12 protein-coding genes are annotated in these 13,548 nt (G+C 63.7%); 5 read left to right on the forward strand and 7 right to left on the reverse strand.

Translation table 11 applies throughout. From position 1 onward, the window contains the following. Window positions 1-2: 2 nt before the first annotated feature. The 3 genes from JQ567_RS31750 to JQ567_RS31760 all read right to left on the reverse strand — a co-directional run bounded on the left by JQ567_RS31750 (window position 3) and on the right by JQ567_RS31760 (window position 2,862). Window positions 3-1,208, reverse strand: a complete 1,206-nt coding sequence (locus JQ567_RS31750; protein WP_212442478.1) for an efflux RND transporter periplasmic adaptor subunit — start codon at window positions 1,206-1,208, stop codon at window positions 3-5. A 311-nt stretch (window positions 1,209-1,519) separates the two neighbouring features. Further along, entirely contained in the window at window positions 1,520-2,548 is a 1,029-nt protein-coding gene (locus JQ567_RS31755; protein WP_212442479.1) for a cyclopropane-fatty-acyl-phospholipid synthase family protein, read from the reverse strand. A gap of 32 nt (window positions 2,549-2,580) precedes the next feature. Further along, on the reverse strand, window positions 2,581-2,862 hold the full coding sequence (locus tag JQ567_RS31760; protein WP_212442480.1) for a hypothetical protein: 282 nt from the start codon (window positions 2,860-2,862) through the stop codon (window positions 2,581-2,583). Between the two features lie 175 nt (window positions 2,863-3,037). On the opposite strand from JQ567_RS31760, the gene JQ567_RS31765 reads away from it, so the two are divergent. Together JQ567_RS31765 and JQ567_RS31770 are read left to right on the forward strand one after the other, a co-directional pair. Then, a complete protein-coding gene (locus tag JQ567_RS31765; RefSeq protein ID WP_212442481.1) occupies window positions 3,038-4,036 on the forward strand; it encodes a flagellar motor protein MotA in 999 nt (332 codons plus the stop codon). A 12-nt stretch (window positions 4,037-4,048) separates the two neighbouring features. Beyond that, the gene (locus JQ567_RS31770; RefSeq protein ID WP_192736884.1) at window positions 4,049-5,080 is read left to right on the forward strand and encodes a peptidoglycan -binding protein; all 1,032 of its coding nucleotides are present in this window, start codon (window positions 4,049-4,051) and stop codon (window positions 5,078-5,080) included. 183 nt (window positions 5,081-5,263) lie between these two features. On the opposite strand, the gene JQ567_RS31775 is transcribed toward JQ567_RS31770, so the two are convergent. Next, window positions 5,264-7,123, reverse strand: a complete 1,860-nt coding sequence (locus tag JQ567_RS31775; protein WP_212442482.1) for an ABC transporter ATP-binding protein/permease — start codon at window positions 7,121-7,123, stop codon at window positions 5,264-5,266. A 181-nt stretch (window positions 7,124-7,304) separates the two neighbouring features. Between JQ567_RS31775 and rpmE the strand changes: the two genes are divergently transcribed. Next, window positions 7,305-7,532, forward strand: coding sequence for a 50S ribosomal protein L31 (gene rpmE / locus JQ567_RS31780; protein WP_192736886.1), 228 nt, complete (start codon window positions 7,305-7,307; stop codon window positions 7,530-7,532). 193 nt (window positions 7,533-7,725) lie between these two features. Here rpmE and JQ567_RS31785 read toward each other — a convergent pair whose 3' ends face one another. The 3 genes from JQ567_RS31785 to JQ567_RS31795 form a co-directional block, all read right to left on the reverse strand. Continuing rightward, window positions 7,726-8,238, reverse strand: coding sequence for a DUF1465 family protein (locus JQ567_RS31785; RefSeq protein ID WP_212442483.1), 513 nt, complete (start codon window positions 8,236-8,238; stop codon window positions 7,726-7,728). 381 nt (window positions 8,239-8,619) lie between these two features. Next, window positions 8,620-8,928: a hypothetical protein gene (locus tag JQ567_RS31790; RefSeq protein WP_212442484.1), complete on the reverse strand. Its 309-nt coding sequence runs from the start codon at window positions 8,926-8,928 to the stop codon at window positions 8,620-8,622. Between the two features lie 18 nt (window positions 8,929-8,946). Next, a complete protein-coding gene (locus JQ567_RS31795) occupies window positions 8,947-9,138 on the reverse strand; it encodes a DUF1192 domain-containing protein (RefSeq protein ID WP_192736889.1) in 192 nt (63 codons plus the stop codon). Window positions 9,139-9,243: 105 nt separating this feature from the next. Between JQ567_RS31795 and JQ567_RS31800 the strand changes: the two genes are divergently transcribed. Together JQ567_RS31800 and JQ567_RS31805 are read left to right on the forward strand one after the other, a co-directional pair. Continuing rightward, a complete protein-coding gene (locus JQ567_RS31800) occupies window positions 9,244-10,242 on the forward strand; it encodes an NAD(P)H-quinone oxidoreductase (RefSeq protein ID WP_212442485.1) in 999 nt (332 codons plus the stop codon). Window positions 10,243-10,371: 129 nt separating this feature from the next. Further along, window positions 10,372-13,248 carry an EAL domain-containing protein gene (locus JQ567_RS31805; RefSeq protein ID WP_212416184.1) on the forward strand — a complete coding sequence of 959 codons (2,877 nt, stop codon included), beginning with the start codon at window positions 10,372-10,374 and terminating at the stop codon, window positions 13,246-13,248. Window positions 13,249-13,548 lie beyond the last annotated feature (300 nt).

The following is a 13,548-nucleotide window of genomic DNA, read 5'->3' on the forward strand; positions in this document are numbered from 1 at the left end:
ATCTACCGTGTGGCTTGCGCGGACGGCCTGGCACCGGCGAAATCGGCGGACGCGTCGGCCTCGGTCAGCAGCTGCGGCCGGACCTTATCGCCGGCGGCAAACTTCTGGAAGCCCTCGACGATGACCCTGTCACCGGCCTTCAAGCCCTCGGTGACGAACCACTGGCCGCCCTGCAGCGAGCCGGTGCGTACCGGCTGGACGGCGACGAGGTTGTCGCTCTTGACCACGAACACTTCGCTGCCGCCGCCGCCATTGCGCTGGATCGCCTGCTGCGGCACCGCGATGGCGTCGGTATCGATGCCCTGCTCGATCAGCACGCGGACATACATGCCCGGCAGCAATTCGCGCCTCGGATTGGGAAACTCGCCGCGCAACGTCACCTGCCCGGTATGGGCATCGACCTTGGCGTCCGAGAACAGCAATCTGCCGGCAATCGGATAAACCGAGCCATCGTCCAGCACCAGGCGAACCTTCATGGCGTCAGGCGCGATACGGTCGAGATCGCCGCTCTCCACCGCCCGGCGCAGCTGATTGAGCTCGTTCACCGATTGGGTGAAATCGGCATAGATCGGATCGAGTTGCTGGATGGTCGCAAGGCTCGTGCTTTCGTTCTGCACGACCAGCGCCCCTTCGCTCACCAGCGCGGCGCCGACGACGCCGTCGATCGGAGCACGGATGGTGGCATAATCAAGATTGAGCTTGGCGCGGGCGACGTCGGCCTTGCGGCCCTCGACGTCGGCAGCCGCCTGACGCTCGGCCGAGATGGCTTTTTCGTTCTCGGCTTCGGGGGCAGCGCGTTGGCTGGTCAGCGTGGCGATGCGGCGCGCGTGCGACGCGGCCTGATCGAGCGTTGCGCTGGCGCGCGCCAGCGCCGCTTCGGTCGATTGCACCTCGACCTCGAACGGCCGCGGATCGATCCTGTACAGGGCGTCGCCGGCCTTGACCTCGCTACCCTGGTGGAACAGGCGCTCGACCACGATGCCGGACACGCGCGGACGCACTTCGGAAACCCGGGTCGGCGCGATACGGCCCGGCAACTCGCGGACGATCGCACGCGCCTGCGGTCTCACGGTGACGACGCTGACATCTGGCTCGGAGGAAGGCGGCACGGCGGCCGTTGCAGCTGTCGGCTCTTTGCATCCGGCCAACAGCGGCGCCATCGCAACGAGCATCAGCGCGATGCATGATTGCGCACGAATTCCAGACATCAGAAATATCGCCCCTTTAGTCGAGTTGAAGCGCAAACATCTGTTTGCGCGATATGTCGCGAAGACACCGCGTTCTTGTTGAGACAAGGATAGGATGAGTTTGCTGCGATGCAATGCGCATTCGCGGCGGCCCAATGTCACACGACGCTATCGCACTGAACAAACAGCGGTTTTGTTGACTCACCGGATTGTGACAACGTCACGCTTCAGCACGTCGGAATGGAACGCAACAAGTGTGAGCGGGAACCAGCGCTCAGAAAGCGGCATCCGGCGAATTTGCGGAAAACTGCCGCGAATCACCTGCTGCCCCGTTAACCAGCCGCCTTCATCCGGTAGTGGCTGATGCCCCATTCGCTGCCGTCGGCGTAACCGAACAGGCCTGACGTCGCGAGAAAGAACCAGCGCCAGCGCCGCATCCACAACGCGGTTTCGCCGCCATAGACGGGACGCAACACCGCTTCGATCTCCTCGCGGTGCAGATCGAAATTGGCCAGCCAATCCTGCGCGGTGCGGTGATAATGCAGCCCGCTCCAGCGCCATTCCTTTTCGATTTCGAGCAGATCGGAATATTGCCGGATCAGATGGTGGCTCGGCATCATGCCGCCGGTGAAGAAATGCTGCGCGACCCAGTCCTCGCCATCGGCGCGGTCGAACAGATAGGCGCCCGAGCGATGGGTGAAGATGTGCATGAAGAAGCGACCGTCGGGCTTCAGCCACGAACGTATCCGCGACATCAATTCGCGCCAGTTCAACAGGTGCTCGAACATCTCGACGGAGACAATGCGGTCGAACTGCATCTGCGGGTCGAACAAATTCATCTCCGCGGTAACCACACGCAGATTCTTCAATCCGCGCTTGCGGGCTTCGCCCTCGATGAATTCGCGTTGTGAGGCGGAGTTCGATACTGCCATCACCTCCGAATGCGGGAACTGCCGCGCCATCCACAGCGACAGCGAACCCCAGCCGCAGCCGAATTCGAGAATCGATTGGCCGTCGGCGATATCGGCATGCCCGACGGTCTGACGCAGCGCCTCCTCTTCGGCCTCCTGCAATGTCGTGGCCGGCTCCCGGTAGAAGCACGAGGAATATTTGCGGTGTGGCCCGAGGACAAGCGCGAAGAACGCCGACGGCACCTCGTGATGCTGCGCGGTGGCCTCGTCGCTGTATTCGGCGATGGCGCGCGCGGCCATCTCGTCGGCAAACCAGGCGTCGCTTTCGGTGTTGCCGATGGCGAGCCTTGTTGCGGTGCGCGAACACAGCCGGTGGATCGCGGCGCGGATGATGACGTCAGGCAGCGGCACCCGCTCAGCGGTGCCGATGATCGTGGAAACAAAGCTCATGTGACCACTCCCTTTCTTGAGCACGATTCTATCTAGAAAACCGGCCTCCACCTTCGGGGATCATCTTGCGGCGGCAGCGAGAAGAACTGACGGGCACGCAACTGACAGTCGCGATAGCGGTCATCGCGCGAGCGCAGCAGCTGCGGCTCCAGCGTCGGAATGCCGGTTACGCGGGCCAAACCGGGCGAAACGGTCCAGATTGTATCCACCCAGCCGCCATTGCCGGTGCGTGGCTGCACCATCCAGGTGCCCGCCATCCGGACCGAGAGCAAAACGGCCATCGCCGCCAGCGCTTCAAGATACAAGGCCGTCATGAAAAATCCCGGTTGGACAAAGAACGTTTCCAAAATACGCTCAAGTCAAAGCCCAGTTTCGGCGTGAAGTTCCCCTTCGTCTGCCTGAAACAGCGCTTTTCCGATCTTTTTTCTCAGCCGCGCTGTGCCATATTGGCCTCCCAAACGCGGCTTTTCGCAACGGAAGACCCCCGCAATGCCCTCAGGCCCCTCCGCCCGCTCCGAAATGGAGATCGAGCTCACCAAATTGTCGTCTCCACAGATTTTTCTGGTGCGGATGCTGGTGTTCCTGGTGCTGTGCGGCCTGGTCATGACCGTGCTCTACAAGCAGATCGTCACCGCGTTCTTCGCCAATCCCGGCCTCAACGCCCTGATCGGCGCGGTGCTTCTGATCGGCATCATCCTGTCGTTCCGGCAGGTGATCCGGCTCTACCCGGAAGTCTCCTGGGTCAACAATTTCCGCATCGCCGATCCCGGTCTCGCCATCGACCGGCGCCCCACGCTGCTGGCACCGATGGCGGCGATACTCGGCGGCGAGCGCACCGGGCGGATGTCGATCTCGCAGCAGACCATGCGGCATTTGCTGGATTCGATCGCAACAAGGCTGGACGAAGCCCGCGACATCTCCCGCTACATGACGGGCTTGCTCGTCTTTCTCGGCCTGCTCGGCACCTTCTGGGGCCTGATCGAAACCGTAGGCTCCGTCGGCCAGGTGATCGAGGGGCTGAAGGTTGGTGGTGATTCGGGCTCGCTGTTCGATACCCTGAAGGAGGGTCTGGCGGCGCCGCTCAAGGGCATGGGCATCTCGTTTTCGTCCTCGCTGTTCGGCCTCGCCGGATCGCTGATCCTGGGTTTCCTCGACCTGCAATCGAGCCAGGCGCAGAACCGCTTCTATACCGACCTGGAAGACTGGCTCGCCTCGACTGTGCGCGAGTATTCAGGCGACGGCACCACCGGCGTTTCCGGCGAGCTGCAGCACGCGATGGAGCGGCTGCGTGCGGTGGTCGAGGAAGGCGGCAGCAGCCGCAGCACCACGGCGGCGATGGCCAATCTCGCCGAAGCCATTCAGGGCCTGGTCGCGCATATGCGCACCGAGCAGCAGATGATCCGCGAATGGGCCGACGGCCAGGGCGAACAGAATCGCGAGATCAAGAAGCTGCTCGAGCGGATCGCGCGCCAACCCGAGAAAAGTTGAGGTATTTAGCCGATGGCCCTCGCGCGTGCACGCCGCAACGAATCGGGAATGAACTACTGGCCGGGCTTCGTCGACGCGCTGTCGACGCTGGTGCTCTCGATCGTGTTCCTGCTCTCGGTGTTCCTCGTCGTGCAGTTCTTCCTGTCGCAGGAAGTCACCGGCAAGGACAAGGCGCTGGAGGCGCTCAACGCCAAGATCGCGCAGTTGAACGACCTGCTGTCGCTGGAAAAACTCACCGGATTGAACCTCAGCGACCAGCTCTCGCAGGCGCGCGCCGGATTGACATCGGTGGAAGCGGAGCGCGACCGCATCAAGGGCCTTTATGAGGGGCTCGCCGGCGCCGGCAACGACGCCCAGGGCCGTGCCAACGAACTCAACAAGGCGCTGGATTCCGAGAAGGCGGTGACGTCGCGCGCGCTGGCGCAGATCGAGGTGCTGAACCAGCAGATCAGCGCGCTGCGCCGGCAGCTCGCCGCGCTCGAAGAAGCGCTCGACGCCTCCGAAAAGCGCGACAAGGAATCGCAGGGCCGCATTGCCGATCTCGGCCAGCGCCTCAACGTGGCGCTGGCGCAGCGGGTGCAGGAACTGACGCGTTACCGTTCCGAGTTCTTCGGGCGGCTGCGTGCCATTCTCGGCAATCGGCCGGACGTCCGGATCGTCGGCGATCGCTTCGTGTTCCAATCCGAAGTGTTCTTCGACACCGGACAGGCCTTGCTGCTGCCCGAAGGCCGCGCCGAGCTCGACAAGCTTGCTTCCGCGCTGGTTGATCTCGACAAGCAGATCCCGAGCGAAATCGCCTGGGTGCTGCGGGTCGACGGCCACACCGACGTGCGGCCGATCATGAACAGCCCGGTGTTCAAGTCGAACTGGGAACTATCGTCGGCGCGCGCGATTTCGGTGGTGCAATATCTGGTCTCGCTCGGCGTCCCCGCGCAGCGGCTGGTCGCCGCAGGCTTTGCCGAATTCCAGCCGCTCGACACGGCGCCGACCGAGGAAGCCTACAAACGCAACCGCCGCATCGAGCTGAAGCTGACGGAACGGTAGTGGCGGCAGCCAATCCCGTCATTGCGAGGAGCCAACGGGTCGCGCGAATGCGCGCCCGATGACAGGCTCCGCGACGAAGCAATCCATTCTTTGTTTCCGAGGTGAGATGGATTGCTTCGCTGCGCTCGCAATGACGGAATGTAGAGCGCGCTCACCTTACGGAGATCAGATCCCTTACGGAGATCAGATCCCTTCGAACTGCAATCTGGCCAGCCTTGCATAGAGTCCATTGGCCGCCACCAGCGAGGCATGCGTGCCCTGTTCGACGATGCGGCCCTGGTCCATCACCATGATGCGGTCGCAGGACAGGACGGTCGCGAGCCGGTGCGCGATCACGAGCGTGGTGCGGTGGCGCATCAGTTCTTCGAGCGCGGTCTGCACCAGGGTCTCGCTTTCGGCATCGAGCGCCGAGGTTGCTTCATCGAGCAGCAACAGCGGGGCGTCGCGCAGGATGGCGCGGGCAATGGCGATGCGCTGGCGCTGGCCGCCCGACAGCGTCACGCCGCGCTCGCCAAGCTGCGCCTCGAAACCGTCAGGCAGGCGGCGAATGAATTCGGTGGCATGCGCCTGATCGGCCGCGCGTTCGACCTCGGCATCGCCGGCATCAGGCCGGCCGAAGCGGATGTTTTCACGGGCGCTTGCCGCGAACACCACCGAGTCCTGCGGCACCAGCGCGATGCGCGCGCGCACTTCGCGCGGATCGGCCGACCTGATCGGCACGTCATCGACCGAAATCGTTCCGCTGGCGGGATCGTAGAACCGCAACAGCAGATGAAACAGCGTGCTCTTGCCGGCGCCTGACGGGCCGACGATCGCGACCTTCTCTCCGGCCCGTACCGACAGCGAGACGTTGTCGATCGCCCGCACATCCGGGCGCGTCGGGTAGTTGAAGCTGACATTTTCAAACCTGACATCGCCGCGCGCCGGCGACGGCAGGGCGACCGGCGAGGTCGGCGCCGTGATCTGCGGCTTGACGCGCAGGATCTCGAACAACCGTTCGGCGGCGCCCGAGGCGGCCGAGACTTCACCCCACACCTCGCTGAGCTGGCCGAGGCCCGTCGCGGCGAACGCCGCATACAGCACGAACTGGCCGAGCCGGCCCGGGCTGATCGAACCGGTCAGCACGTCGTGCGAGCCGACCCACAGGATCACCACGACGCTGGAAAACACGATAAAGATGATGATCAGCGTCAGCACCGCGCGCGCCCGCGTCGAACTGCGCGCGGCGTCATAGGCCTGTTCGACCTCGCGGCCGAAGCGCGTCGCGGCCAGCCGCTCGCTGGTATAGGCCTGCACCGTCCTGATAGCGCCGACCAGCTCTGAGGCATAGGCGCTGGCGTCGGCCAGCGTGTCCTGCGCGTTGCGCGACAGCCGCCGCACCCAGCGTCCGAACGCGACCAGCGGAATCACGATCACCGGAATTGCCAGCAGCACGAACAGCGAAAGCTTCGGGCTCGTGATCACCATCATGGTGGTGGCGCCGATGAACAGCATCAGGTTGCGCAGCGCGATCGACACCGACGCGCCCACCGCCGACTTGATCTGGGTGGTGTCAGCCGTGAGCCGCGACACCAGTTCACCGCTGCGGGCGGAATCGAAGAACGAAGGCGACAGCGAGATCAGGTGCGCGAACACGTCGCGCCGCAGGTCAGCAACGATGCGCTCGCCGATCGTCATGACCAGATAGAACCGCGATGCGCTGGCGCAGGCCAGCACCGCAACGACCGCGATCATCACGCTGAAGTAGCTGTTGATCATCGCGATGCCTTCGGGGCTGAAGCCGAAGTCGATCATGCGCCGCACCGCGATCGGTACGACCAGGGTCGTCACCGCCGCGATGGTCAGCGAGATAAACGCCAATATCGCCCGCCCGCGATAGCGCGCGACGTAGGGCGCGAGCGCCAGCAGGGGACGCAGTTTTGCGCCGGTTTTGGCCGGCGACTGCGTGAGCTGGGTTTCGATGAAGGCCTCTTCCTCGAGCAGCGCGTCGCGCCGCGGCGGCACGCCGCCGGGTGGGTCTTCAAGCTGTTCGGCTGCGCTCATGAAAAGGGACCAGTTTCGATGCCCCCAGATAGGCCCCGGAAGCGGCGCTGGCAAATCCGGCAGATCGGCCAATCAGACGGCTCTGGCAGCTTGTTTTGGCGGCCTTGTTGCGTTATAGACCCGCCCAAATCCCGTACCCCTGACATTTCGAGACGGGCGCAGGCGCGCCGAAGGATATGCCATGAAAGCCGAAATTCACCCGAATTATCATACGATTACGGTCGTTATGACCGATGGTACGGAGTATCAGACCCGTTCCACCTGGGGCAAGGAAGGCGACAAGCTGAACCTCGACATCGACTCCAAGTCGCATCCGGCTTGGACCGGCGGCACCCAGCAGATGCTCGACCGCGGCGGCCGCGTGTCGCGCTTCCAGAAGAAGTTTTCGGGCTTCCTCAAGAAGGACTGAGGGTTTTTGCCCCTCGCCATTCGGCCCAGGAATGCAAAACGCCCCGGTTTCCCCGGGGCGTTTTTTGTTTTGCTATTCACTGCCGTCATTCCGGGGCGACGCGAAGCATCGAACCTCAGATGCGCAACTGCGCATCGGGGAATCTCGAGATTCCGGGTTCGCTTCGCGCCCCGGAATGACAGCCTGAAATGAATTACCGCTCGAAGGCCGCCTTCAGGCGATTGAGCTGCGGCACCAGCGGATTGCCGATCGGGGCGCGTTCGGCCGCCGGCGCATGGATCGAAGTGTCGAGCCGGCGCACCCGCGACTGCAGGTTCATCGAACGCTCGATCAGGTGCTGCAATTGCTGCGGCAGTTTGGCGATCATGTCTTCCGGGCCGGGATCGGCGGCGGAGAGCTTGACCTTGGTCTTTTCGCGGTTGGCCTGGGTCAGCGTCATCTCGCCTTCCTTGACCGCGCGATGCAGCAGCAGCCAGGAGGCGAGCTGCATCAGGCGGGTGGTCAGCCGCATGCTTTCGGTCGCATAGGTGAGACTGACGGAGCGTTCGAGCGCCTTGGCCTCAGCGCGGCCGTCACCGTCGAGATAGGCGGCGGTCTCCTCGACCAGATCCATGCCCTCGCGGAACAGGGTTCCGAATGCCGCCGAATTAGTCAGCCGCTCGCTGAAATGAACGAGCGCGGAATCGCTGTGCAGCCGGTCCGCCATAGTTAACGCCCTCACGCCACTGATACGCTGCCGGCTTTTCACGCCGCCGACTTATGATGAACAAATCATTGCGCTTGCGAGGGCGAGAGTCCAGCCGCAACCGGAAATATGGTTTCCAGCCGATGCGGAGACAAAAAAAGAGCCGCCGTTTCCGGCGGCTTTTGAAGTTGATAACAGGGAGGCGTCAAACAGAGTGGACAGGAGCCACTCGGTGTCCAAACGAGGACGACCACAGTCATAAACGAGAAAGCTTAATTGATCGTAAACGAACGATTTTCTTCAGGCTTTGTTTGCCATGTCGGCCATTGGCCTAGTTTGGGACACGCAGCATTCCTTGCACCATTCAACGCGAGGCGCTGCCCGGATTAGGCCATTGGCCACTTACTGTTCATCGCAGGTAAACCCCGGCGGGAACCGCTTCATATATGTCTGGTCGCAGCTTCGGTCGCACTGGCGCTTTTGCTGCCGGGCGAGGACCGGACACGATTTGTTGGATGGCAGTTCGGCGCACGCGGCAAGATTTTTCGCGAACGGCTTCTTGCAGCGCTGCGCCTTGCATTCGCCCGAGGTCATGTCGATCCCGACGCAGCTCGCCGGCGTCCGGGCATCGGCCGGCGCACTCAGTCCGGCAAACACAATACCCACGACCGCACCCATGACGAGCGCGCCAACGAGACGTCTTCCGCGCATTCCCATCCCGGCCCTCGGCTACGACTTGAAAAAACTGTTCGCCGCATCCTTGGACGCGCGCTTCTTGGCCATCGCCGCCTGCAGCCGTTCGATCTCGGAATTCATCAGCGCGATGCGCTCGGTCAATTCCTCGACCGACAGCAGCGACAGGTCCTGCCCGATCTCGTGGGTGATTTTCTTCCTCGGCTTGTCGTCATCCTCGATGGCCATGCGTTTCCTCCGTGCTCAGCGATCCGTTGAGGCGGTTGCCAGCCGCATGACGGCTGGCTAATCAGGGGCCGCCTTCAAAATTCCCGTATTTCGCAAGGACAAATCATGGAAAAGCTGCCCGCGCAAATGACCGTCGTCGGCATCAGCAAGCCCGGCGGCCCCGAAGTGCTGTTGCCGGAAACCCGCAGCGTTCCCCTGCCCGGCCCCGGCGAAATCCTGGTCAAGGTCGCCGCCGCCGGCGTCAACCGTCCCGACGTCGCGCAGCGGTCCGGCGCCTACCCGCCGCCGCCCGGCGCCAGCGACCTGCCCGGCCTCGAAATCGCGGGCGAAGTGGTTGCGCTCGGCGCCGGTGCGAGCAAGCACAAGCTCGGCGACAAGGTGATGTCGCTGGTGGCCGGTGGCGGCTACGCGCAATATTGCATCGCGCAAGACGCGCAGGCGATGAGCGTGCCGCCTGTCCTGTCGATGCAGGAAGCTGGTGCTATTCCGGAAACGCTGATGACGGTCTGGCACAATGTGTTCGAGCGCGGCGCGCTGAAGCCCGGCGAAACGCTGCTGATCCACGGTGGCTCGTCCGGCATCGGCACCATGGCGATCCAGCTCGCCAAGGCCTTTGGTTCCAAGGTAATCGTCACCGTCGGCGGCCAGGACAAGGTCGATGCCTGCCTGAAGCTCGGCGCCGACCGCGCCATCAACTACAAGACCGAGGACTTCGTCGCCGAGGTCAAGGCCGCGACCGATGGCGCGGGCGCCAACGTCATCCTCGACATGGTTGCCGGCGACTACGTCGATCGCAACTATGATGCCGCCGCGATCGACGGCCGTATCGTGCAGATCGCAACGCTCAGCGGGCCCAAGGTCACCGTCAACATCGCCAAGGTCATGGTGAAGCGGCTGACCCACACCGGCTCCACCCTGCGTCCCCGTACTAATGCGGATAAGGCGGCGATGGTCGCGGCGATCGAGGCCAAAGTGATGCCCCTGATGCGCGAAGGGCGGGTAAAGCCGCTGATGGACAGCACATTCCCGCTGGAAAAGGCCGCGGATGCACACCGGCGGATGGAGACCAGCGCACATATTGGCAAAATTGTGTTGGCGGTTTAACGCTCCGGACCGAAGCGAAGGCGGAAACCCTTTGATTTCCTTCGCTTTCATGTCATTTATCGCGGCAACGTCGGGCCGTTCGCGCCCCAAGGGTTTGTCGACCGGTTCGTTGATCGCGGAGTACTGAAATTGCGTCTGATCAGGTGCCTTGCGCTGCTCGCGCTGGGCCTCATGATTGTTGCGTACGCGCCGCCAGCGCGCGCCATTGACGCTGTCAGCGTCCGCAGTGACGCGCCTGCCATCGACCTCACCGCGGTGCTCGATCACCAGCGCAGCGATGCCGACCGCATCCAGGTTTCGACCGCGCCCGGCACCGACGGCATCGTCCGCCGCATCGAGGTGCGCGCCCGTGAAGGCGGCCAGAACTGGGTGGTGTTCGCGCTCGCCAACAACACCGACGACCAGCTCGACCGCCTGATCGTTGCCCCGCACTACCGCATCGTGTCGTCGGGCCTGCTGTGGCCCGATCTCGGCCTGTCGCGCATCGCCACCATCACGCCCTCGACCGGCGACCGGCCCGAGCGCCAGGAAAGCGCCACCGCCGACATCTTCCGCATCACGCTCGATCCCGGCGCCGTCGTCACCTTCGTCGCGGAACTGCGCACCGACAAGCTGCCGCAGCTCTATCTGTGGGAACCGGACGCCTACAAGGACAAGGTCAACTCGTTCACGCTCTACCAGGGCATCGTGATCGGGATCTCCGGCCTTCTGGCCCTCGTGCTCACCATTCTGTTCGTGGTCAAGGGCAGCATCATGTTCCCGGCCGCTGCCGCGCTGGCCTGGGCGGTGCTGGTCTATATCGGCGTCGATTTCGGCTTCTGGGGCAAGGTTCTGGACATGCAGAACAACGCCGAGCGCGTCTGGCGCGCGGCGGGTGAAGCGATCCTGGCGGCGACGCTGCTGGTGTTCCTGTTCGCCTATCTCAATCTCAGCCGCTGGCATGTGCGCTATTCCCACATCACCGTCGGCTGGCTGACCTTCCTCGGATCCTTGGTGGCGCTGGCGCTGTTCGATCCGGCGGTTGCTTCCGGCATCGCGCGGATGTCGCTGGTCATGATCGCCTTCGCGGGCTTTGCGCTGATCGTCTATCTCTCCACGCACGGTTTTGACCGCGCGGTGCTGTTGATCCCGACCTGGTTCCTGCTGGTGGTCTGGGTGGTCGCGGCCGGCATGGCGGTGGCAGGAAACGTCACCAACGACATCGTCGGCCCGGCGCTGCTCGGCGGCCTCGTGCTGATCGTGATGCTGATCGGATTTACGGTGATGCAGCACGCCTTTGCCGGCGGCGGCGCCACCACCGGCGTGGTCTCCGACGTCGAGCGCCGCGCGCTGGCGCTGACCGGTTCCGGCGATTTGATCTGGGACTGGGACGTCTCCGCCGACAAGGTGTTCACCAGCCCCGAGACCGAAAGCCTGCTCGGCCTCAAACGCGGCACGCTGGAAGGCCCGGCCGCCAAATGGCTCGAGGTGCTGCATCCGCTCGACCAGGACCGTTTCCGCGCCGCCCTCGACAGCGTGCTCGACCAGCGCCGCGGGCGGCTGGTGCAGGATTTCCGCCTTCGTACCCCCGACGGCCACTTCATGTGGTTCGCGCTGAAAGCGCGCCCGGTGGTCGGCTCCGACGGCGAAGTTTCCCGAGTTGTCGGCACGCTGACCGATGTCACCGAGCAGAAGAATGCCGAGGAGCGCATGCTGCATGACAGCGTGCATGACAACCTCACCGGCCTGCCGAACCGCAAATTGTTCATCGACCGCCTCGGCGCGGTGGCGAATTTCGCCAAGACCATGCCGAACCTGCGCCCGACGCTGATGGTGATCGATCTCGACCGCTTCAAACAGGTCAATGATTCCGTCGGCATCGCCGTCGGCGACTCGATCCTGCTGACGCTGGCGCGGCGGCTGACCCGTATCCTTAAACCCCAGGACACGCTGGCGCGGCTCGCCGGCGACCAGTTCGGCCTGATCCTGATGTCGGAACAGGATTCGGCGCGCATCACCGCCTTCGCCGAGACCATCCGCAAGACCATCCGCGCGCCGATCGCCTTCAACGACCGCGAGATTTTTCTCACTGCCTCGATTGGGTTGGCGTTGAGCGATCCGCAGACGCAGCTGTCCGACGAGATCATCAAGGATGCCGAGCTGGCGATGTATCATTCCAAGCGCATCGGCGGCGACCGCATCGACGTCTACAAGCCGGCGATGCGCGCCCGCAAGACCGACCGGCTGACGCTGGAAAGCGAATTGCGCCGCGCCATCGAGCGCCAGGAAATCACGATCCTCTACCAGCCGATCGTGCGGCTGGAGGATCGCTCGATCGCCGGCTTCGAGGCCCTCGCCCGCTGGGATCATCCCAAACTCGGGCGGATGTCGCCGTCGGAATTCATTTCGATTGCCGAAGAGATCGGCCTGATCGTCGATCTCGGCATGTTCGTGATGGACCAGACGGCGAAGCAGCTCGCGGTGTGGCAGCGCGCGATGCGCTCGCGCGAGCCGATCTTCGCCAGCGTCAACGTCTCCTCGCGGCAATTGCTGCGCCACGACCTGATCCACGACATCCGCACCGTGCTGTCGCGCTCGTCGGTGGCGCGCGGCACGCTGAAGCTCGAACTGACCGAGTCGCTGGTCATGGAGAACCCGGAACACGCGGCGCAGATGCTGACGCGGATCCGCGAGCTCGGCACCGGATTGTCGCTCGACGATTTCGGCACCGGCCATTCCTCGCTGGCCTATCTGCAGCGCTTCCCGTTCGACACCATCAAGATCGACCAGTCGTTCGTGCGCACCACCAGCCGCGGCACCCGTCCGGTGATCCTGAAATCGATCATCGCGCTCGCCCACGACCTCGGCATGGACGTGGTCGCCGAAGGCGCGGAGACGGACTCCGATGCGGTCGAGCTCTATCAATTGGGCTGCGAATACGCGCAAGGTTTTGCCTTCGGCGAGCCGATGGACGCGGATGCGGCGATGCGGCTGCTGACCGAAGAGCGGCTCGAAGCGGCGAGCTGATTTCTCGCGTCGCCGCGAAGCGCACAACTCTCTCCGTCGTCCCGGCGAACGCCGGGACCCATACCCACCAGCGATAGTTGTTTTGCACGCTGGTCGTCATCTTCCTTTTTCAATCACAGGGGCCGCAGCGTATGGGTCCCGGCCTTCGCCGGGACGACAAGAATTATTCTCGCGACGCATTGCGCCCGAGCTTTGCCAGAAATTCCGTGCCCCCGATAATGAAAGGGCGCAGGGAAGACCGGGTGCGCGCTGCACCCGCGGTCTCGCGTGCGGTTTGCACAAAACAAAGTGCACACGAGC

It is taken from the genome of Bradyrhizobium sp. AUGA SZCCT0431 (genome assembly GCF_018131065.1).
Taxonomy (GTDB): Bacteria; Pseudomonadota; Alphaproteobacteria; order Rhizobiales; family Xanthobacteraceae; genus Bradyrhizobium.